Source organism: Cryomorpha ignava (assembly GCF_010686655.1).
GTDB classification, from domain to species: Bacteria; Bacteroidota; Bacteroidia; order Flavobacteriales_D; family Cryomorphaceae; genus Cryomorpha; species Cryomorpha ignava.
On the sequence record NZ_JAAGVY010000015.1, the window covers coordinates 44,272 to 64,946 of the forward strand.

Sequence of the window (20,675 nt, forward strand, 5' to 3'; positions counted from 1 at the left end):
ACAGATTCTAAAGTTTTTAGGTTGTATAAGATTAGGGAGTGTCATGGCAATTAGAAAGTGCCAAAGCGAACTTTGGCATTGACTTGTTTTTAGAAGAACGAAACTTAATTTTTTATGACAAGTTTCTTAGCATCGTATAAGATGTCACTTTTAAGCTCTACGATGTAAACACCCATTGGAAGATCACCATATTTTAATTCAAAAAGGGTGGCATCACTTCTCAATTTTGTTTCCCAAACCTTAACTCCCGAAAGATTGTAGAAAGATACGTTTGTGCTTGTTCGCGAATATGCATATGGAATACGCACAAAAACAGATCCCATACTACTTGGGTTTGGATAAAGAAATACGTCTTCATTACTCTCCATTTCTGAATTCACTACCGATACTACGTCAGAGTATTTGTATACGCCGTCGTAATCAACTTGTTTGAGGCGGTAATAAGATATTCCCGGAAGGGGTTCGCGGTCTTTTTCTAAATAGGAGAGGGTAGTATTCGAGTTTCCGGCGCCATCTACAGTTGAAAGTTCCTTCCAGTTTAGCGATGCGTCGGCACGTTCGATAATGAAATAATCGTTGTTTATTTCGGTGGAGGTTGACCAGGTGATATCAACATAATCTGTTTCTAAACGCGCGTTAAAATTCAAAAGTTCTACGGGAAGCGGCGAAATACTTATCGGACTTGTGTTCCCCAATGCGAAATACATACCGTTGCTCATGTTTACAGCAGAGAAAAGAGCAATGTTTCCGCTTCTGATTTCTGACACGTCATATACTGAGGCATTACTGAAATTCTGAGGATCTGAGTTGGAATGGACGAGCAGTTTTAACAGGGAATTATCTAGGTTAAAATCAGGTGCATTGGCCGAAGCACTGAAGTTTATAAACACATCAGCAGAAGTAACCGAACCGTTTGGGCTTTCAAACATTTTCCACACTTTACCAGATCTTTCTTGGATTCCTGATGGAAGGCTGGCATTACCGTAAGAATATGGCCAGGTGTTAATTAATTCGTCACCATTGTGACCCCAAGTCAGGAATGCGGTGTTTTGCGTAAACACAGGATCTTTAATTCTCAAAATCGCAGTCCCCTGAGCATCTCCATGGTAGGCGGTATCAGCTGCTGAAATAATTCGCCCAATTCCAGCCACCTCATTGTTAAAATCGTTGCTGGGGTCTGCAAGATTATCAGCGAAGGCCAAGTCAAAAATTTGCCTTGTATCAGAAACATAAAGTGGAATGTTGTATTTGGCTGATAAATAATTCTCTATAATAATTCTGCGGGCTTCTGTCAATTGAGGCTCATGGTACATGATAAACTCGGAAAGCAAGCCTTCATATGGACAACGCCTTTCTCCAGGCTGGTTTACAGTATAGTGGACTCGTCCTTGATTTGTCGGAGCTCCTAGTCCGATATCGCCACTGTGGCCATAGAGTCGCCCTACATCGTTTGGATTTACAATGTTAGTATTCATTTCACCTTTCCGACCGTTTACATAAACCATTAAAGGCTCATCAGATTTATTGTTGTAATGGCAGGAAATAATATATTCTTGATTTGCAACAATATTTTGCGTCGAACGAGCCCAAACCGCTGAAGCCACTTTATTTGCATTTCCTCCGGAAGCCCCGTTGTCATATCCCCATGGAGATTCGGGTCCGTCATTATTATCATTCCATGCATGTAAATAAACCCTTTCGTTGTAAAGATAAATAGACAGTCCACGTATTCCTCCACCTTGCTCGTACAACAATCTACAATTTGACGCCGAGGGAGTAGAGTTAACTCCTGCAGTTCCCATTGGTACACTTGTTGGTTTAATTACAAAATAAAATGACTTTTTCTCCATATAACCGGCCAAATTGGTAAATGAGTCGTCGTCAATTTGATAACAGTCCGCATTTGTGCTGTTATCTATCCCATCAAATGCCATTGATTGCCTTCCATTAATTCCATTGGCAATCAATTCAGCCCGATTATTATCTCCACCTTTTCTATTGATCTCGATATCTCTGGGTGAAAAGTTGTTTATTGCAGTTTTAATTCCCAATGGACCCATCCGGTTGGCATCAATCCAAACGATATTATCAGAATTTTTTCCAACTCCGGCAGCACCTTTCCATTCAAATGGAGAATAATCGAGTATGGTGTATGTATGTTGACTTACGGCTCCGTTGGCTACATTTATTCCTCCGGTTAAATTGAATATAACTGTTTCATCCGGTTCGCCAACTACGTCTCCATTGTCTACATTAAAAGGCGTAGGGTATTTGAGCGTATCACCAGGCTGAAATAAAATACTACCTGTGGTTGAAGCCGTATAATCATTGTCGTACGTAGCAGTACTAGCTCCTACATCGATTGTGTAAAAAACGGTGACGTCTCGGGCTGAAGGTCTGTCAAGCTCCACAAAAATTACGGGATCTCCTACCGACTCGTACCCTGTTTGGTTATTAGTAAAAAAATTTACTTGGGGAAGAGGGTCGTTTTCAATGATATTCAATGTGAAATTCGTGGTAGCTGAAGGATCAATAGCGATATCTAAAGCTCCTTCCAGAACCAGGTTAACTGTCTCGTCATTTTCATTGATGTCGTCATCAAGTATTTCAACTCTAATTGAGTCAATTTGGCTTGAAACCAGTGCTGCAGGAAAAAATACGGTATCGACTCTATTAGCGATACTACCTTTCCATCCATCTGCCGAGTTGAGTGTGAAATCACTGTTGTACGAGGCTGTTCCTTGGTTTGGGCTCGCCTTTCTTCTCACCCGTATCTTCGAAGATGTACTGCTCATGTCACTTGGATCTCCGGTTCGCTGCACTTTTACATAGTAAAAGCCTGCTCCTTCAGAGACATTCCCGCTGGAGCTTACAAAGCTCCCGTTTGGTGGTGGGTCATCATCTAAAATTGAAACAACTAGGGTATCTCTGAATCCTACGCTTAGCCCCGAAGTGGTATTTGCTCCATTTTGCAGAATAATCAGAAACTGTTCTGTTGATTGGTCGTCAGCATCATCGTCGTTTACAATTTTAAAATCGAGTGTTGCAAAGCGCTGGGAGGGAAGAATTGTTAAACCATCCGCCTGATCTGTTGCGTCATAAGAATAATCTGCCGGTTCGGCAGTTTGGCCAGCATCAACAAAAATATAATCAATGGTATTTCCAGTCGCAGACAATGGCTCGTAATTGAGTTGAACCCCCACAGAAAACGTAGTAGTAGCATTTGGCAACGGATCAGCTTCAAGAGCAGAAGATTCCGAAAATGTAAATTCAACCTCTGGTTTGAGCCAGGCTAGTGTATAGAAGGAGTCGTCTTGAAAATCAAATTCTATTTCATGATTTACCCCCGATATAAGTCGAATTTCTTTAACGACAGTTGAGGCCAATGAAAAGTTAGGGAAATTGGCGTTGGTACTGTCTATCAGCATAACCAATTTAGTAAATCCGGCAGGGGCAGGGGGCAAGTCGGTTGATTTCACTTTGTATTTTACAGTCCCGAAATTTGCTGTTTTATCAACTCTCCAGGTTCTCTGCAAACGTTGGATGTTGACAGAATTCCCAGGCACGTCAGCACCTGTAAGAACCATATTTCCACCATTATGGCCTGTAAGAAAGTAGTGATTTGAGTTAGCAGTTGTAGCGTTTTCAGATATTAAAAACGGATTTCGACCCTGGCTCAAATTGTGCCTGTTGCCTACCTGATTTGTTTGTTGACCAATACCAATTACATCATTTCCATAGAGTGCCTGATGGATATATTTGTCATTATTAATAAGGTTTGCAAAATATTTAGAGCCCAAATAATTTTCAGTTATTATCCGCTCAGTTTCTGAAAGCAAATCATTGTAGTAGCAAAACTCGGCTAACCTACCCTGAAAGGTAAAGCTTCCGGTATTACTGCAAAAAATCCCGGTTTGGTCTACAAAATCATCATTTACAGCTCCCAAGCCGATTGGGTTTGGATGAAAGTGAAGCGAACCAATTCCATTGTTACCATTTACTGTAAGGTCTCCATCGTTTAGCTCCATATTGTCAAATTCCAATCCATTGAGCCAACCTTTGATAAAGTAATTGGCATTGGCATTGACCACACCTTGGTTTTGAGCATAGAATTGTGCCGATAAAATATATGTGCTGTTGGCTTGGACAGGGGTTTTTACGTAAGTATACCCCCATTGTGGAGTGCCGTCACCATCTGTCTGGGTGCCATTGTTGTTAACACCACTTTGATTTAAGTCGTAAGCACCTACATGAATATTTCCATTTTGAATGTGAACGTTGAACCCACGCCAGCATCCGCCTTCCTCATATAATACTTGTTTTGAAGTCACATCCGTGGATGTTCTGAAAGCAAAGAAGACGGTCTTTGTAAAAGTTATAGTTGCAAGGTTCAGATCAGTGGTAGATTGCATGAGCAAAAAACGACCATCATCAAAAACCACAACCGGAAAGCCATTTATCGTATTTGCGGCATCGTCTCTGAAGTAGGGTGGCAGTGAGGAGTTTAACGGAGTTGCTTTGTCATTTACATTTGAAAGGCTCACATCAGGCCAATCCACAAGGTCATCTCCATCTGCAAGCGAAGTTAAGGTGCTCGCATCAAGCCAAATGCGGCATGTGCTCTGAGAAGGAGTTTCGACACTCACTCCTCCTGGTCCCTTTTGTGCGAAAAGAGAAATGGGAAAAATAAATAGAGAAATGAAAAGTAGGTTTATTTTCAAGATTGATGTTTTGGTTAGTTTCAATCTTCCTGAAATTAGAAAATTTCTAATCTTTTGGAATCAGAAACAAAAATACATAATCTTAAAATAGAATCAAATAAAAAAGTCGATAAACTAGTAGCAATTCTCTATTAAAAACCTATTTTCTTAGATGAGGCTAGTAGACGGTATTGGTTGAGCACGGATTTAAATTGTTTTTATATAAGCCTACGGCAAGTTGCAGTTGGAATGGCAGAGACTTGATTGTAAAAGTTGATCGGTAAAAAGCGTCATCCCATATTGTGAAACACATTCTGCACATCATCGTCCTCTTCTAGGCGCTCAAGCAGCTTGTCCACATCGGCTTCCTCTTCTTCACTTAGCGATTTGATATCCATCGGAATACGGTCAAATCCGGAGTTGATAAGCTCAAGCCCTTTTTCTTCAATGGCTTTTTGAAGATTCCCGAAATCTGAAAAGGCGGCGTAAATAAGTATGCCATCTTCTTCTTCAAAAATTTCATCGGCACCAAAGTCAATCAGCTCTAATTCAAGTTCTTCCAAATCATTATCGCCTTTTTCGAGTTTAAAAAAGCAGGTGTGATCAAACATAAATTCTACCGATCCAGATGTGCCGAGTGTGCCATTGCACTTGCTAAAATGTGAGCGTAGATTGGCGACAGTACGCACGTGATTGTCGGTAGCAGTTTCTATTAAAATGGCAATTCCATGGGGGGCATAGCCTTCATAAACTATTTCGGCATAGTCGCCCTGATCTTTGTTCGATGCGCGTTTTATCGCACGCTCTACATTGTCTTTGGGCATATTTACTGCCTTGCAATTTTGAATGACTGCGCGCAGCTTTGCATTGCTTTCGGGATCGGGACCGCCTTCTTTAACCGCCATCACAATATCTTTGCCCAATCGGGTAAAAGCTTTGCTCATGGCCGCCCAGCGTTTCATTTTGCGTCCTTTCCGAAATTCAAATGCTCTTCCCATGGTTTATTTTTTTGGCAAATTTAATGCGTTTCTTGGCTCATCCAAATCTGGTTTCTCTTTTTCGCCCATCAACTCAATTATCCGGTCTCTGGCATATTTGGCGAGTTCGTTTAATGGCATAGCATCAACTTCAGATTCAGATATGGGTTTGCCAATGCGCACAATAACTTCCTTTCCTATTTGTAATTTGCCGCCGGGTGGCTGAATGTTCTTTGTGCCAATAATGGCAACAGGTATAAGCCTTATAGGTCCGCTCTTTGCCAAATGAAAAGTTCCTTTTTTAAACGCCTGTATTTCGCCGGTTCTAGAGCGAGTGCCTTCCGGGAATGTGCTTAAAGATTTTCCGCCTCTTACCACCCGTGCACCTTGCTCCATAGATTTTCGCGCTTTTTCACTGTTTTTGCGATCTACAAATACCATCCCAATGGCCCACATTCCCCAGCCGAAAATCGGAATTTTCTTAATCTCTTTTTTAGCAATAAAATAAAGCGGGGTGCGCAACGCAGCAGTAATAGCTGGGATATCAAAATTAGACTGATGGTTAGAAAAATATATTCCATGCGATTTTCCTTTAATATTGTCTGCACCTTCTACTTTCAATTTTGCACCGGCGCACCACAGCAATCCGGGTCCCCAAATTTTGCGGCTCACAAACGAATAAACTCCTCCACGCGGCAACCACGAAAAAAGTAAAATAAAAAATGCAGATAAAAAGCAAATTACAATTATGCCTATGGCTCTGACCAAACGACTCAAAAACATAGAGCGAATTTAACTTAAATCAGTTTTTAATGGTACGAATATTCAAAAAATCGTAAAGTTTTTCTGCTTCCAGTCTCTGTACATCTCCCGGCTTCATGCCATCAATGCTCAATTCTTCAATAGCCCAGCGCACCAATCTCAAGGTGGGAAAGCCCACTTTGGCAGTCATTCTCTTCACTTGTCTGTTTTTGCCTTCCTGTAGTTTTAGCTCAAGCCACGAGGTGGGTACGCTTTCGCGGAAGCGTATAGGCGGATTGCGAGCGGGCAGGGTAGGAGCCTCCTTCACAATTCTTGCACGAGCCGGCATGGTTCTATAGTTTTTTTTGTCGATCCTGATTTCTACTCCGCTCTCCAAATCATGAATAGCCTGAGGTGTAGCCAGCCCTTCTACTTGAATCAAATAGGTACGGTAATGCTTGTTTTCAGGATTTAGCAATGCATTATTTAATCGCTTATCGTTGGTGAGAATAAGCAATCCCTCACTATCGGTATCAAGCCTACCTACAGGATAAACATCTCTGGGAAATTTGTCCAGTTCTCTCAAGGTAGGCTTATCGCCATCTTGAGAAAACTGACACAACATTCCATAAGGTTTATAAACTGAATAATAATCCACTATTTTGAATTTTGTAAGTCTGAATGCGCTAAGGTGGCTAAGCTCTGAAGTTCAATAACAAGGCGCTCACTTTTATGAAAATAAGGAGTTGACAAGTGTCAATGACTGTTTTCAAAAAAGTGAGCAACGCAGGTAGTGGACTTTATAGATGGCCTGATTAGTTATTGCCACCCAATATAAGAGGTAAGCCGTCATCGCCTTGTCCGATAACAACGACTTTGCTATTCGGTGATTTTGCTAAATCAAGCGTAGCTTCAATACCTTTCCAGCGCAAAAGCTTATCGCTTATACCTTCAGATACAATATCCTGGAAGTCTTTGATACCCTGTGCTTCGATTCGTTTCCGCTCGGCTTCTTTAGATTCTTTTTGGATTCTAAATTCGTATTCCTGACTTTCTTGTTCTTGTTTAAGTTTTTGCTCAATTGCCGTTTTAATATTTGCCGGAAGCTCAATACCTCGAATCAAAATAGCATCTAGATAGATGTTTTTCTCAGCAAGCCTTTCTTTTACACTATTGTAAATTTCGTCTTGAATAAAATCACGCTTTGTGGAGTAAAGTTCTTCAGGGTCGTACCGCCCAATAATCTGACGGGCAGCTGACCGCACTTCGGGAAGAACCACAACTTCCGTATAATTCAGTCCGAGCGTTTGGTGAATGGTCCCCACCTCGCTAATTACAGGACGAAAACGAATAGACATTTCCATTCTTATTGTCAATCCATTTTTAGAAAGTGCTTCCATAACTTCCTGGCGCTCTTGGTTACGCACATTGTACACAAACATATCGTTCCATGGGGCAATAAAATGAAAGCCTTCTGAAAAATGAGAATCGGTAACAGTACCCTGTCCAAACTGTTTGTAAAGCACGCCGGCTTCACCCGATTTTAGTTTGATGGTAGAAGTTTGCCATAGTATCAGAAGCAATACGAATGCTACAATGACAGTAATAATTAATTTTCTTTGATTGGGTTCCATGTTAATTGGGTCTTAAATTATTAAAAATAGGGAAGATAGTTCCCTTAAAATTGGGTCGTCGTACCTCAATTCCTTACTTTTGCGCTAAATTAATATACATTATGGATATAGTACAAGAAAAGAGTAATGTTAGTGTACATTACACAGGAACGTTAGAAACAGGAGAAGTATTTGATTCGTCTCGCGAAAGAGACCCGCTATCATTTACTGTTGGTGAAGGTCAGATGATTCCGGGCTTTGAAAAGGCTGTAAAAGGAATGAAGCTTAATGAATCGAAAAAATTCACCATTGCGCCGGAAGAGGCTTATGGGGATGTTAAACCAGATATGGTTCAAACGATCACCAAAGAGCAACTTCCACCAGAATTAGAAGTGAGCGTTGGTCAACAACTATCTTCTCAAATGCCTGATGGTCAGCAAGTAATTGTTACTGTTACCGATGTGAAGGCAGATGAAATTACCATTGATGCCAACCATCCACTAGCTGGTAAAACGCTTAATTTTGATATAGAAGTTGTTAAGATTGACGCTTAATTGTTGAGAATTTAAGTTTTACCAAAGTTTGGGAAAACGAATAATTCGAAACGCGTATTACAGAATTTGCCGAAGGGTTGGTTTGGGTTTCCAAATCTGATTCTTCGGCTTTTTTATTTTGTTATTTGTGATTATCGATATCAAGACACTTAATTAGTGTCTGTCCATACAGTCCACTATCTACGTTGCACTTGTCTTGAAAACAGTCATCCCGCCCCAGCGGGACTCCTTGATTACGCCCTTCGGTTGTGAAATCGCTACGCTAGGTATTCAATCCTACGTGCGCCTTGCTATTGAACTTTATGATCCAGCCACCTGACTCTATTTACAGACTCTAATTAAGGTCTGCTAAGGCAGAAAGTGAATTGCTCCGCAGCGCGGCACGGTATCTACCCTGTCGGCCGCAAAACGCAGCGTAGCTATAATTGGTTTCAATTTTAATCTATTAGGATTTAGTGTTTTCCATCTTTTAGACCTGAATGTTTCGTCGTTTGTCAAGCCGAAGGGTCGATACCCTTCGGAGCGGGTTGATACCCTTTGGAGCGGGTACTCTTCTGAGCGCGTCTGCCAACGCAACTGGTGAATTGGTTTGCAGCTCGGCACGGTATCTACCCTGCCTGCCATAAAACGCAGCGTAGCTATAATTGGTTTCAATTTTAATCTGTTAGGAGTTAGTGTTTAAATCTTTTAGACCTGAATGTTTCGTCATGCGTCAAGCCGAAGGGTCGATACCCTTCGGAGCGGGGCATTTTTAGAGAAAGTAGAGCTATTAGTTCTTAGATTCTTCCGCAGGCGGAGTAGGCTTAAAAGAATAAGTAAGCTTTACAGGATTTCCTTGTAGCGTAGGTTGAGTTTCCAGACCGTTCACTTGCACTTTTTGGATATCATCAGAGGCTTCGAGATATTCCAATTCGTCTTCCTCTTCTTCAAGTTCCCATTTGTAAACCGATTTTTGAGGTCCTTTTTTTCGGTAAACGAATGCCAGAACCACCCCTGCGAGTCCGCCCCAGAAGTGTCCTTCCCAGCTAATCGTTGGGTCTACCGGCAAAATACCCCACCACATTCCGCCATATATAAAGGCGACCAGAAGAGATAAGGCTGCTACTCGCTTTTCGCGGCGTAGCCAGCCACTTAAAAAAAGAAAGGCTGCAAGGCCGTAAACGATTCCGCTGGCTCCTATATGGTAAGACGAGCGACCTGAAATCCATAGCCAAATGCCCCCCATCAAATAAATCCAAATAAGTGTTTTTATCGCAAGAGTTGGGTAGAACTTAAAGATAGCCCAACCTAGAACCAACATTGGAATGCTATTGTTAATTAAATGCGACCAGCTACCGTGCAAAAAAGGAATGGTGAAAATACCCAATAACCCTGATAACGTTCTGGGCTTTAAACCGTAGTGCGCAAAATTGGCGCCGGTTTCAAATTCAATCAAAAAAACAATCCACATAGCAAGCACAATAAAGAGCGGCACCATAAGCGATGCCAGTATTGACTTTGAACTATATGTTTGTGCCTGGGGCATGGATTACTTTATACCTTTTTGCTTCTTTATTGTTTCATAAGCTTCCTGTACTTTTACGAACTTTTCTTTCGCAGCTTTTTGAATATCAGGACCTAAGGAGCTCAACTTATCGGGGTGGTATTTAATGGCCATCTTGCGGTAAGCTTTTTTAATTTCCTGTTCTGTAGCATCTTCGCTTATTTCCAAAACTTTGTATGCACTCGAAGTATCGCTTTTAAACATCGCGCGAATAGAGTCGAAATCTTTTTGACTAATTCCCAGATCGCGTGCTATATTTTCAATCACGCGTAATTCACTCGTATCGAGACTGCCATCTGCTTGAGCGAGACCAAAAATATAATGGATAAGCTGAAGCCTAAGCGGGTGTTGCATATTCGCGCGTATCTGCACACATACCTGCCTTAGCTGCAGAGGCTGCTTTAGGATTTCGCGCAGCAATAAAAGTTGTTCTTGTGCTTTTGCTTCACCAAACTGCCGAACAAAAAATTGCTTTACATAATCCAGCTCTGATTTAACCACTTTTCCATCGGCTTTCATCACTGCCGCAGAAAGAACTAGAAGACTTACAACAAAATCGTCTGTAGAGGTGCGACGAAACGAGCGACCACGAGATTGCGCTTGTTCAGAGGTTACAATTTCGGTGGTGCTGATCATCGATCCCAGCGCAAATCCCATAATAGCACCAATAGGCCCACCGAGTGCCCATCCAAGGCCGCCTCCAATCCACTTTAAATAACTTTTTTTCATTCTTTTTTACTTTGCATTGGGATGTGACTTTATATTTCGATAAATCTAAACGTTAATCAATTACTCTTATTGATATGACTTTCTCAAGATAAATTCCCCGCGATAAATCGCGTGTACTTTCTCATAAATAAATTCCCCGCGATAAATCGCGTGTACTTTCTCATGAATAAATTCCCCGCGATAAATCGCGAGGCTACCAAGATCCACCGGCTCCGCCGCCACCAAAACTTCCACCTCCGAAACCACCGAAACCGCCGCCGCCGCCGCCAAATCCTCCGCTACCTCCGGAGAATCCACCGAAACTTCCTCCATGACTCCTGCCTCCTGCAGCACCCATTAATGCCAGCGCAGCCCAAAACCCTAGATTATTGTTTCGTGCGTATACGTTTGTACGCCGGTACATTAAGAAGAACCAAATGCCAACGAAAAACAAAATTGGCAGAAGTGCCATAAATCCGCCGCCTTTTTCTTTTTCATTGTAATCTTTGTAGCTGTATTCACTCGTTGCAAGTTCTGAAATTATGGTTACAGCCTTATCAAGACCGGCATAATAGTTTTTCCCTTTAAAATTGGGGACCATCTCTCTGTCCACAATTAATTTAGCCGTTGCATCGGGAAGAATTCCTTCAAGCCCGTAACCGGGAGCAATAAATGTAGCACGCTCGCCAGGACCGCCAGAGGCCTTTACCAATATTACTACACCATTGTCAAAGCCTTTTTGGCCCACGCCCCATCGCTCGCCTATTTCATAAGCTGTCATAGCGGCATCGCCGGCACAGAGCTCATTGATCGTAACAATAACTACCTGATTACTTGTTTCTTTATTTAGCTTCTGAAGCTTTTCTTCAAGCCTGCTTTCTTCCTGGTCGGTAAGAATGTTGTCGGCATCCACAACTAGCCTGTTTGGTTTAGGGGGATAGCAATCATCTGTGCTTTGAGCAGAAACACCCAACACAAAAAGAATAAGGAAGCCCGAAAACAGTGCTTTTAATTTACTCATTTTCACCCATGTTTTTACCGTATGAAATTTCGTTGCTAAGCTCGTTAACGTCGTCGGTTTGATGCGGAAATTGTTGTTTTAATTGTTCTCCCGCCATAATAATTCCCTCACTTATACCTTCTGCGTACTTTCCGTTACCGAATTGAGAAATGAGGTGATCTTTTATTTCATGCCAGAAATTCTTAGGCACCTTGGCATTTATTCCGCCATCGCCTAAAATAGCCAACTTGTGATCTTCTACACTTAAATAAAACAGAACCCCATTGCGGAGTTCTGTTTTGTGCATTTCCAATTTTTTGAAAATAAAAGCTGCTCTGTCAAGAACATCTTCCTTGCAAGTAGCCTCTATATGCAGCCTTATCTCGCCGCTGGTGTTCAGTTCGGCTTGGGTTATGGCATCTGTAACTTGCTTTTGCTGTGCTTTTGTAAAAAAAGGTTCGGCCATATTTAAAACTCTACTTTTGGTGCGTTTTCGGTACCTGAATCAGATTCGAAGTATCCTTTTTGATCAAAGTCAAACATTCCTGCCACAATGTTTTTCGGAAACTTACGAATGTAGGCGTTGTAATCGCGCACGCTTTCGTTGTACTTGTCCCGAGCTACACTTATCCGGTTTTCAGTTCCTTCAAGTTGCGCCTGCAACTGCGAAAACTGGGTAGAAGCCTTTAAGTCAGGATAGCGCTCTACCGATACCAAAAGGCGCGATAAAGCTCCGCTCAATTGCGACTGCGCTTCCTGAAATTTCGCGATATTCTCTGGCGTAAGCTCATCTGCCTTTAGCGTAATACCTGTGGCTCTACTGCGGGCTTCAACAACCTTTGTTAGTGTTTCCTGCTCAAAGTCGGCGTAGCCTTTTACGGTATTCACCAAGTTTGGAATAAGATCGCTTCGTCGCTGGTACTGCGTTTCTACACTCGCCCATGATTTGGCAATTCCCTCATCCTTTTCTACCATGCTGTTGTAGCCGCACGAGCTAAGGGTTAAGGCGCCCAGAATAATAATCAGATACTTTCTCATTTTTGTTTAGTTGGTTGGTTCTTATTTAATTAGTTCAATGCTTCGACGTATAAATTTACTCATCGCTTCTCCTTTCAGCATGTTTTGCGAAAGCATGGCCAAGTCAACAACCTGCGAAACAAGTTCCTTTTTGCGGGTGTCGTCTTTTTCATTTACTATTTCGCCAATCAATGCATGATTAGAGTTAACCACAAGATTATACATTTCGGGCATAGCACCAAACATATTTCCACCACCGGCAGCTTGCTGTTCTTTCATACGGCGCATAAATTCGCTTTGGGTAATAATCATCGGCTGGTCGTTTTCGCTCATGCTCTCAAATTGAACAGTAAACTTTTCCTTTTCGATGGCTTCTGTAATAACAGGCTCCAGGGCTTTCTGTTCATCTTCGGTAAGCTTTGAAGGAAGGTTCTCTTCTTTCTCAATTAGCTTATCAATCGTGTCGGCATCAACGCGGGCAAATGAAATATTCTCGCCGTTTTGCTCAATCTTACTTATTACATGACTGGTAAGCGGCGAATCCATAATGATTACATCGTAATCTCGATTTTTGGCCGTTTCTATAAAGCTGTACTGCTCTTTCGCGTCATTTGCGTAAAGCAATACTGTTTTCCCCTCTTTATCTGTTTGATTGGCTTTTATTTTCTCAAGATATTCTTCTTGGGTATAATATTTACCATCAATAGATTTCACCAGATAAAACTTAGCCGCTTTCTCATAAAACTTCGCATCTGTAAGCATTCCAAATTCAACGAAAATCTTCACGTCATCCCATTTTTTCTCAAAATCGGCACGGTCGGTTTTAAACATGCTCGCCAGTTTGTCAGCTACCTTTTTGGTAATGTGCGAAGATATTTTCTTCACATTCGCATCTTCCTGAAGGTATGAACGAGAAACGTTAAGTGGAATGTCCGGTGAATCAATTACTCCGTGCAGCATCGTTAAAAACTCCGGTACAATATTCTCTACATTATCGGTAATAAAAACCTGATTGCTGTAAAGGCTGATTTTGTTTTTCTGCATTTCAAAGTTGTTCTTCAACTTAGGGAAATACAAGATACCGGTAAGATTAAACGGAAAATCTACGTTGAGGTGAATGTGAAACATTGGCTCCTCAAAAGTCATTGGGTACAACTCGCGGTAAAAGCTTTTGTAGTCCGCATCGGTCAGATCGGCAGGTGCTTTTGTCCAAGCAGGATCTGTAATATTGATAATGTTGTCTTCAACAATTTTTTCCTCTTTTCCACCTTCTACAACTTTTCCTTCTGCATCTTTCTCTTTTTCAGTCCTTTCGTTTGTTCCAAACTTAATTGGTACAGGTAAGAATTTGCAGTATTTATTTAAAATACCTTGCAGACGGCTTTCTTCCAAAAATTCAAGTGAGTCGTCAGCAATGTGAAGCACTACGTCTGTTCCCTTGGTTTTTTTGGTGGTTTCTTCCATGGTATAATTCGGGCTCCCATCGCAAGTCCATTTTACAGGAGTAGAATTGGGGCGTTGTGATTTACTAATAATCTCAACTTCTTTGGCAACCATGAATGCCGAGTAGAAACCAAGTCCGAAATGTCCGATAATAGCATTTTTCTTGTCCGAATCTTTGTATTTCTCTACAAATTCTTCAGCGCCCGAAAAGGCAATTTGGTTAATGTATTTTTCAACTTCTTCGCCAGTCATTCCTATTCCATTGTCGCGGATAGTGATGGTTTTTTTGGCCTTATCAAGAATCACATCCACCTTCAGGTTTTCGGTGTTTCCTTTAAGCTCGCTAAGCGAAACAAGCGTTTTGAGTTTTTGGGTGGCGTCTACCGCGTTTGATACCAACTCTCTAAGGAAAATCTCGTGATCTGAATAGAGAAATTTCTTGATTATTGGAAAAATATTTTCTGTTTGTACGTTGATACTTCCTTGTTGCATTTTATTTAAGTTTTAGATGGTTTGGTATTGTCAATCCCTGTGCCAGTTGACTATTTCTGACAAATTGACGGGTTTTTTCTTGTTTTTAGTTCTTTGTTCTTGGTTTTTGGATGAGAACTCGGAAAATATTGATTCAAGTAAAAAAATACTTAGAATACACGAATAAAATTGAAGTCGGATAAAAGTCTAATATATCACATTGATTGCTGGTAAAATAAATGTCTTACTGACCATTATTTTCCAATAAATTCTTTTGCCCCATTGCTCATTGTCAACTAAGCGACCTTATGCAGCGGAGTAAGCAATTGCCAATTAGTCTCCACCAAATGCTCACTTTGCGTTCTTTGCCCTCCTTGACATCTTGGCGGGTAAGGGAAATCCACTCCAATTCTCGCTTGCAGCCTGAAGTTTAAAGCTTGAGGCTGCCTACCCAATTCTCCCTTGCAGCTTTAAGCCTGGTGCTTGCAGCTAATAAAAAATCCTTTCCTTTGATTTATGGAACTCAAAGCAACACTAAAAGGTCATATTTCCGGAATTTACAAATTGCTCGTGGAAGACGATTTATTATTTTCTGCTTCTGGCGATGGAATGCTGGCAGCCTGGGATTTAAAAACCTTTGAATCGGCACCATTTTCAGTAAAAGTTGGCTTGCCTATTTACGCTGCTGCTATTCAAAATGATAAAATGTTGATAGGGCAGGGGCACGGCGGAATACACGTTATTGACCGAGAGTCAAAAAAGGAAATCAGACATCTGAAATTTCACGAAAAAGGGGTGTTTGATATCTGCTACAATCCCGTTCAAAACCATTTTTATAGCACCGGTGGTGGAGGTTCGCTTGCTGTTTTTGATGGCGATGATTTTACGCTACAAATCCAAATACCCTTGTCAGACGGCAAGTTGCGCAGACTTTTACTTACAGAAGATAATAAGCATCTCATCGTTACTGCGAGTGATGGCAATGTACATGTGCTTGATACCGCGTATTTCAATCAATTACAAACTGTACATGCCCATGATGGGGGCACGTATTCACTTGCGTGGATGGAAGGAGGAAAACAACTGGTAACAGGTGGACGTGATGCACATTTGCGCTTTTGGAATTTTGAAAATAATGAGCTGAAACAAACAAGCAATATTCCGGCACATAACTACGCCATTTACGATATTCTTCCGCTTGCGCAAGGCTTGTTCGCCTCGGCAAGCAGAGATAGAAATGTAAAAATTTGGGACATGAACGATTTGGAAAATCCCGAAAGGCTCAAATCAGATAGAACTACCACCCACGGCAATTCCGTAAATGCACTTTGCAAAACAGATGATTTCTTGATCACTGCCGGCGATGACCGACTTATTCGAATCTGGAAAAGAGATTAACTCGTGTCTGTCTATAAAGTCCACTATCAAGCCATTTCGGATAACAGTCCTTTCGACTTCGCATTTCGACAGGCTCAATAACCACTCAAGGTATCGCATCCCGCCCCAGCGGGACTCCTTGATTACGCCCTTCGGTTGTGATCGCTTCGCTAAGTGTTCAATTCTACGCGCAGCCTTGCAACCGGAGGGCGCCCGTATGGGCTATCGAACATTCTGACCCAGCCACTTGAGTGTATTGACAGACACTAACTAGTGTCTGTCCATAAAGTCCACTATCGGCGTTGCACTTGAATTGAAAACAGTTATTGACAAATGTCAACTCCTTGATTTTCAATTCTGCATGCGCCTTGCTATTGAACTTTATGATCCAGCCACTTGACTCTATTGACAAACACTAACTAAGCTTCATTATCGTAAGTCCACTTCTCAATTTTGGTTCCACGTAAGTGCTTTTAGGTGGCATTATTTCATTGGCATCGCTTACGGCAAATAGTTGCGCCGTACTGGTGCTGTGCAACGTAAAAAGGGCCGTTGTCAATCCTTGATCAATCGATTTTTCGTACTTGTCAATCGATTCCTTTCCGGGAATGAATTGAATCCGGCGATCGGTTTTTTGATCGTGAATATCAAAGAGAGGCTCCAAAATTGTGTTGGTTAAAATCATAGGATCTAAGTGTTCCACGACTTTTTCAGATACCATTTTATCTTTCAGCTTTAGCGAATACCAACCCTTAGAAATGCGCATTCCAAATTCGTGATTTGCTTTCGGGAAATAGGTTCGTGACTTTTTTGTAATTTTAAAATGAGATTCCAAATCCTTTAATAATTGCTTTTCGTCAATGGGTTCATCGAGCCTTATAACACGATGAAACGGCCTGATATTCAATTCTTTTTCTGGTAAAATAAGCGCTAGGGCGTAGTTAGAAATATCCGTTGGTTTCCAGCCTTTTCTTTTCATCCGTTTTTCGCCCAGCAGTGCCGAGCTTGCCATGCGGTGGTGCCCATCGGCAATATACAAGCATTCCAGTTTTGCAAATTCCTTTTGCACGGCCGCTATATCTTCTTTATTGTCAATAAGCCATAGCTGATGCTGAATACGGTCGGTAGTCGTAAAGTCGTATTCGGGCCTGGCACTCATGCTTTTCGCGATAAGCGGGTCAATGTGGGTACCCTTATCTGTATAAGTTAATAGAACCGGCTCGGCATTAAAATCGCAGATATCCAGATATTTGGTGAAAACTCCCACCCGCGAGGTGAGCGTTTGCTCGTGGATTTTAATGTGCCCCTCGGTATATTCCTTAACCGCTACACCACAAATAATTCCCGTAAATGAGTGTGTAGGCGTTATTTGACGGTAAACGTAAAACGCATCTTTTTCGTCTTGAGCCAGAATCTTATCATCGCAAAACTCTTCAAAGCGTTGTTTTATCTTGTTGAAGCGCGTATCAGAATTGGGTCGAGACTTTCTGCTTTTGCCAAATTCGGGATTAATAATGTGGACAAACGAAAAGGGATTCTCAAGCAGTTTCCTGTTCAAATGCCGGGGTTGATAAGTTACATAACTCCGTGTAGCAACCAGATGCACCTTGTCGCGCGTGGGTCGTACAGCTCTGAATGGAATAATCTCTGCCATGAATGCTTTATTGATGAGCCGCGAAATTAAGGCAATATCGGCAGTTTGCAATTTTGTGCTGAATCATTTTGATGAAAAGATCACTGACAAGTTGTAACCACGTGATTCATCGCGGGGCTACGACTAGTTATTCGACCGTAAAGGTTTTGAAGAATATCAAACCTTCCGATTTTATCGAAAAGAATTAGACAAGCAGTATCAGATATTATTAAGGTCTGCACTTTTCAAATCATTGTCCACATCCTCAGCTAAATAGTTAAAAACAGAAACTCCGTATGAACTCAGTATTTCTATAAAATCTCTCTTTTCGTATCCAGCCAGTTGTGCTGCTTGTCCCAAAGAAAGCTTACCCATTTCGAAAAGTTGAGCCGCCATCGCTATTACAGCTTCAGATTCACTTATGTTATAATCTTCGGGTAACTCTATGACGACCTTTTTCATAAGTACAAGATACGTAATATTGCTGATAGAGATTACAGCAACCAATCAAAACTAATTGATTTGAATAATTGAGGTTCGTTGAAAAATTTGAAATTATGTTCGAAGATAAAAAAAGCCGCTCTGAAATTTTCAGAGCGGCTTTACTATTTTAAAGAATCAAACTGCGATTACTTTTTCTTGTTATCGCTTTCGTCTTCACTGTCGTCTGCGCTATCAACTTTGCTTTCGCTTTCGTCCTCGCTTTCGGCTTTGCCTTCGCTTTCAACTTTTTTGCTTTCGGTTTTAGCGCTTTCGGCTTTGCCTTTGCTTTCAGTTTTAGCTTTGCTTTCGGTTTCGGTTTCTGTTTCGGTTTCGGCTTTGCTCTTGGTTTCACCTTTACTTTCGGTTTTGCCTTTGCTTTCGCTTTCGCCTTTTTCCATTTCTTCTTTCAGTCCGGCAAGTACATTCAAGTCACCAAGAGTCGTTTTCTCTTGCTTGCTGTTGATGTCTTTCAAAGCTTTTGAAGACTGCTTTGATTGCGTTTTGCGATCACTGCTTTCCTTCGCTTTAGTATGTTTCGGATCTTCTTCAAAAGTACGGGTATGAGAAACCATTATTCTACGGCTGTTCTTGTTAAACTCAAGTACAATAAAGTCGAGTTTATCTTCAATTGCAGCATTAGAACCATCTTCTTTACGCAAGTGTTTTACCGGCGCTACTGCTTCTACACCGTAAGGCATAGCGATTATTGCAGTATTGTTTTCAATGGCAGTAACTGTTCCTTCGTGTTTAGAACCTTCTGTAAAGATGGTTTCAAATACATCCCATGGATTCTCTTCAAGCTGCTTGTGTCCAAGGCTCAATCTGCGGTTTTCTTCATCTACTTCAAGTACCACAACTTCCATTTCATCACCGATGTTACAGAATTCTGATGGGTGCTTAATTTTCTTAGACCAGCTAAGATCAGAGATGTGTACCAATCCGTCAACACCCTCTTCAAGCTCTACAAACACACCAAAGTTGGTGAAGTTACGTACAGTTGATTTGTGCTTGCTACCTACCGGATATTTACCAGCGATATCGGCCCATGGATCTGGCATCAATTGCTTGATACCAAGAGACATTTTGCGGTCTTCACGGTCAAGTGTAAGTACTACAGTTTCTACCTCGTCGCCTACGTTCAAGAAATCTTGAGCGCTGCGCAAGTGCTGCGACCATGACATTTCGCTTACGTGTACAAGACCTTCCACTCCGGGAGCAATCTCTATAAACGCACCGTAATCTGCCATTACCACAACTTTACCTTTTATCTTGCTACCCACCTGAACTTCTTCAGGTAGCGTATCCCAAGGATGCTCGCTAAGCTGCTTCAAGCCAAGAGCAATACGCTTCTTGTCGTCGTCGAAATCCAGGATTACAACATTCAGCTTTTGATCCAGCTCCACCACTTCTTCCGGGTGGTTTATGCGGCCCCAGCTAAGGTCGGTAATGTGTATAAGTCCGTCAACACCACCAAGATCGATGAATACACCGTATGATGTAATGTTTTTAACCGTACCTTCAAGTACCTGTCCTTTTTCAAGACCACTAATAATTTGTTTTTTCTGCTCTTCAAGTTCCGCTTCAATAAGCGCTTTGTGCGAAACAACAACGTTTTTAAACTCATGGTTGATTTTCACAACCTTAAATTCCATCTTTTTACCCACGTACATATCGTAATCGCGGATAGGTTTTACATCAATTTGCGATCCCGGAAGGAAAGCCTCAATGCCAAATACATCAGCAATAAGTCCACCTTTCGTTCTACATTTTATGTTACCAGTTATGATTTCGTTGTGCTCAAGGGCGCTGTTTACTTTGCGCCATGCCTCGTGCATACGCGCAGTTTTGTGCGAAATATTGAGCTGCCCATCTTTGTCTTCAAGGTTTTCTACGTAGATATCTACGATGTCACCTATTTTAAGATCGGGATTGTATCTAAATTCAGTTGCACCAACACTACCTTCAGATTTGTAGTTGATATTTACAACTATTTCTTTTTTAGTAATGTCAACTACAGAACCTTTAACCACTTCGCCTTGCTGTACAGCATTCAGCGTGTCGTCGTATAGTTCGTCTAGCTTTAAGCGCTCTTCCTTATTGTAAATGTCTTCGCCATCCGCATATGCATCCCAGTCAAAGTTTTCTGCGTCAAAATCTGGCTGATCACCATAAAGGTCTAACTCTTCATCGTCCTCATCGTCCTCATCGTCATCAGTGTCAGTTGCTTTCTTTCTTGCTCTTGGCGCATCTGCCTCGTTAGCGTCTTTGCTGTCTTTTTTATCTGTTGCATCTGCTTTTTGAGCATCCGCTTCGTCAGATTCTTTGCTGTCTTTTTTATCAGCATCATCAGCTTTGCCTTCAGCTACTTTTTGCGCAGCAATCGACGTGTCAGCTTTTGGGTGTTCTTTAATTTCT

Annotated in this window: 16 protein-coding genes and 1 pseudogene; 2 read left to right on the forward strand and 15 right to left on the reverse strand. The window is 41.5% G+C overall.

Annotated elements, in window-relative coordinates; translation table 11 throughout:
* Positions 1–104: 104 nt before the first annotated feature.
* The 5 genes from G3O08_RS09710 to G3O08_RS09730 all read right to left on the reverse strand — a co-directional run bounded on the left by G3O08_RS09710 (position 105) and on the right by G3O08_RS09730 (position 8,052).
* Positions 105–4,721: a T9SS type A sorting domain-containing protein gene (locus tag G3O08_RS09710; protein ID WP_163285170.1), complete on the reverse strand. Its 4,617-nt coding sequence runs from the start codon at positions 4,719–4,721 to the stop codon at positions 105–107.
* 269 nt (positions 4,722–4,990) lie between these two features.
* Positions 4,991–5,698: a YebC/PmpR family DNA-binding transcriptional regulator gene (locus tag G3O08_RS09715; RefSeq protein WP_163285171.1), complete on the reverse strand. Its 708-nt coding sequence runs from the start codon at positions 5,696–5,698 to the stop codon at positions 4,991–4,993.
* 3 nt (positions 5,699–5,701) lie between these two features.
* Positions 5,702–6,460, reverse strand: a complete 759-nt coding sequence (locus G3O08_RS09720) for a lysophospholipid acyltransferase family protein (RefSeq protein WP_163285172.1) — start codon at positions 6,458–6,460, stop codon at positions 5,702–5,704.
* A 19-nt stretch (positions 6,461–6,479) separates the two neighbouring features.
* Positions 6,480–7,076, reverse strand: coding sequence for a pseudouridine synthase (locus tag G3O08_RS09725; protein ID WP_163285173.1), 597 nt, complete (start codon positions 7,074–7,076; stop codon positions 6,480–6,482).
* Positions 7,077–7,233: 157 nt separating this feature from the next.
* Positions 7,234–8,052 (reverse strand): prohibitin family protein, encoded by an 819-nt coding sequence (locus G3O08_RS09730; protein ID WP_163285174.1) that lies wholly within the window; start codon positions 8,050–8,052, stop codon positions 7,234–7,236.
* 101 nt (positions 8,053–8,153) lie between these two features.
* On the opposite strand from G3O08_RS09730, the gene G3O08_RS09735 reads away from it, so the two are divergent.
* Complete coding sequence (locus tag G3O08_RS09735) at positions 8,154–8,585, forward strand: FKBP-type peptidyl-prolyl cis-trans isomerase (protein ID WP_163285175.1); 432 nt, start codon at positions 8,154–8,156, stop codon at positions 8,583–8,585.
* A 348-nt stretch (positions 8,586–8,933) separates the two neighbouring features.
* Here G3O08_RS09735 and G3O08_RS09740 read toward each other — a convergent pair whose 3' ends face one another.
* From G3O08_RS09740 to htpG, 7 genes are all read right to left on the reverse strand, one after another.
* Positions 8,934–9,239, reverse strand: a complete 306-nt coding sequence (locus G3O08_RS09740; protein ID WP_163285176.1) for a hypothetical protein — start codon at positions 9,237–9,239, stop codon at positions 8,934–8,936.
* Positions 9,240–9,354: 115 nt separating this feature from the next.
* Positions 9,355–10,110 (reverse strand): rhomboid family intramembrane serine protease, encoded by a 756-nt coding sequence (locus G3O08_RS09745; RefSeq protein WP_163285177.1) that lies wholly within the window; start codon positions 10,108–10,110, stop codon positions 9,355–9,357.
* 3 nt (positions 10,111–10,113) lie between these two features.
* Positions 10,114–10,857 (reverse strand): TerB family tellurite resistance protein, encoded by a 744-nt coding sequence (locus tag G3O08_RS09750; protein ID WP_163285178.1) that lies wholly within the window; start codon positions 10,855–10,857, stop codon positions 10,114–10,116.
* A 193-nt stretch (positions 10,858–11,050) separates the two neighbouring features.
* Positions 11,051–11,857 carry a TPM domain-containing protein gene (locus tag G3O08_RS09755; RefSeq protein ID WP_163285179.1) on the reverse strand — a complete coding sequence of 269 codons (807 nt, stop codon included), beginning with the start codon at positions 11,855–11,857 and terminating at the stop codon, positions 11,051–11,053.
* A complete protein-coding gene (locus G3O08_RS09760; protein WP_163285180.1) occupies positions 11,850–12,302 on the reverse strand; it encodes a TPM domain-containing protein in 453 nt (150 codons plus the stop codon). Before G3O08_RS09760 ends, G3O08_RS09755 begins: the two co-directional genes overlap by 8 nt.
* 2 nt (positions 12,303–12,304) lie before the next feature.
* Positions 12,305–12,874, reverse strand: coding sequence for a LemA family protein (locus G3O08_RS09765; protein ID WP_163285181.1), 570 nt, complete (start codon positions 12,872–12,874; stop codon positions 12,305–12,307).
* A 21-nt stretch (positions 12,875–12,895) separates the two neighbouring features.
* Positions 12,896–14,788 (reverse strand): molecular chaperone HtpG, encoded by a 1,893-nt coding sequence (htpG, locus tag G3O08_RS09770; RefSeq protein WP_163285182.1) that lies wholly within the window; start codon positions 14,786–14,788, stop codon positions 12,896–12,898.
* A 495-nt stretch (positions 14,789–15,283) separates the two neighbouring features.
* On the opposite strand from htpG, the gene G3O08_RS09775 reads away from it, so the two are divergent.
* Positions 15,284–16,165, forward strand: coding sequence for a WD40 repeat domain-containing protein (locus tag G3O08_RS09775; RefSeq protein WP_163285202.1), 882 nt, complete (start codon positions 15,284–15,286; stop codon positions 16,163–16,165).
* A gap of 394 nt (positions 16,166–16,559) precedes the next feature.
* Here G3O08_RS09775 and G3O08_RS09780 read toward each other — a convergent pair whose 3' ends face one another.
* The 3 genes and pseudogenes from G3O08_RS09780 to rpsA form a co-directional block, all read right to left on the reverse strand.
* A complete protein-coding gene (locus G3O08_RS09780) occupies positions 16,560–17,849 on the reverse strand; it encodes a DUF1015 domain-containing protein (RefSeq protein ID WP_163285183.1) in 1,290 nt (429 codons plus the stop codon).
* Positions 17,850–17,996: 147 nt separating this feature from the next.
* Positions 17,997–18,239: a UPF0175 family protein gene (locus G3O08_RS09785; RefSeq protein WP_163285184.1), complete on the reverse strand. Its 243-nt coding sequence runs from the start codon at positions 18,237–18,239 to the stop codon at positions 17,997–17,999.
* Between the two features lie 464 nt (positions 18,240–18,703).
* Positions 18,704–20,404: pseudogene (rpsA, locus tag G3O08_RS09790) on the reverse strand (30S ribosomal protein S1); the annotation flags it as partial.
* Positions 20,405–20,675 lie beyond the last annotated feature (271 nt).

What these genes read in the sequence shown, in the direction of transcription:
- G3O08_RS09715 (WP_163285171.1), bottom strand. Translation starts at nt 5,698, where the DNA reads ATGGGAAGAGCATTTGAATTTCGGAAAGGACGCAAAATGAAACGCTGG.
- G3O08_RS09720 (WP_163285172.1), bottom strand. Translation starts at nt 6,460, where the DNA reads ATGTTTTTGAGTCGTTTGGTCAGAGCCATAGGCATAATTGTAATTTGC.
- G3O08_RS09730 (WP_163285174.1), bottom strand. Translation starts at nt 8,052, where the DNA reads ATGGAACCCAATCAAAGAAAATTAATTATTACTGTCATTGTAGCATTC.
- G3O08_RS09735 (WP_163285175.1), top strand. Translation starts at nt 8,154, where the DNA reads ATGGATATAGTACAAGAAAAGAGTAATGTTAGTGTACATTACACAGGA.
- G3O08_RS09745 (WP_163285177.1), bottom strand. Translation starts at nt 10,110, where the DNA reads ATGCCCCAGGCACAAACATATAGTTCAAAGTCAATACTGGCATCGCTT.
- G3O08_RS09750 (WP_163285178.1), bottom strand. Translation starts at nt 10,857, where the DNA reads ATGAAAAAAAGTTATTTAAAGTGGATTGGAGGCGGCCTTGGATGGGCA.
- G3O08_RS09755 (WP_163285179.1), bottom strand. Translation starts at nt 11,857, where the DNA reads ATGAGTAAATTAAAAGCACTGTTTTCGGGCTTCCTTATTCTTTTTGTG.
- G3O08_RS09760 (WP_163285180.1), bottom strand. Translation starts at nt 12,302, where the DNA reads ATGGCCGAACCTTTTTTTACAAAAGCACAGCAAAAGCAAGTTACAGAT.
- G3O08_RS09765 (WP_163285181.1), bottom strand. Translation starts at nt 12,874, where the DNA reads ATGAGAAAGTATCTGATTATTATTCTGGGCGCCTTAACCCTTAGCTCG.
- htpG (WP_163285182.1), bottom strand. Translation starts at nt 14,788, where the DNA reads ATGCAACAAGGAAGTATCAACGTACAAACAGAAAATATTTTTCCAATA.
- G3O08_RS09775 (WP_163285202.1), top strand. Translation starts at nt 15,284, where the DNA reads ATGGAACTCAAAGCAACACTAAAAGGTCATATTTCCGGAATTTACAAA.
- G3O08_RS09785 (WP_163285184.1), bottom strand. Translation starts at nt 18,239, where the DNA reads ATGAAAAAGGTCGTCATAGAGTTACCCGAAGATTATAACATAAGTGAA.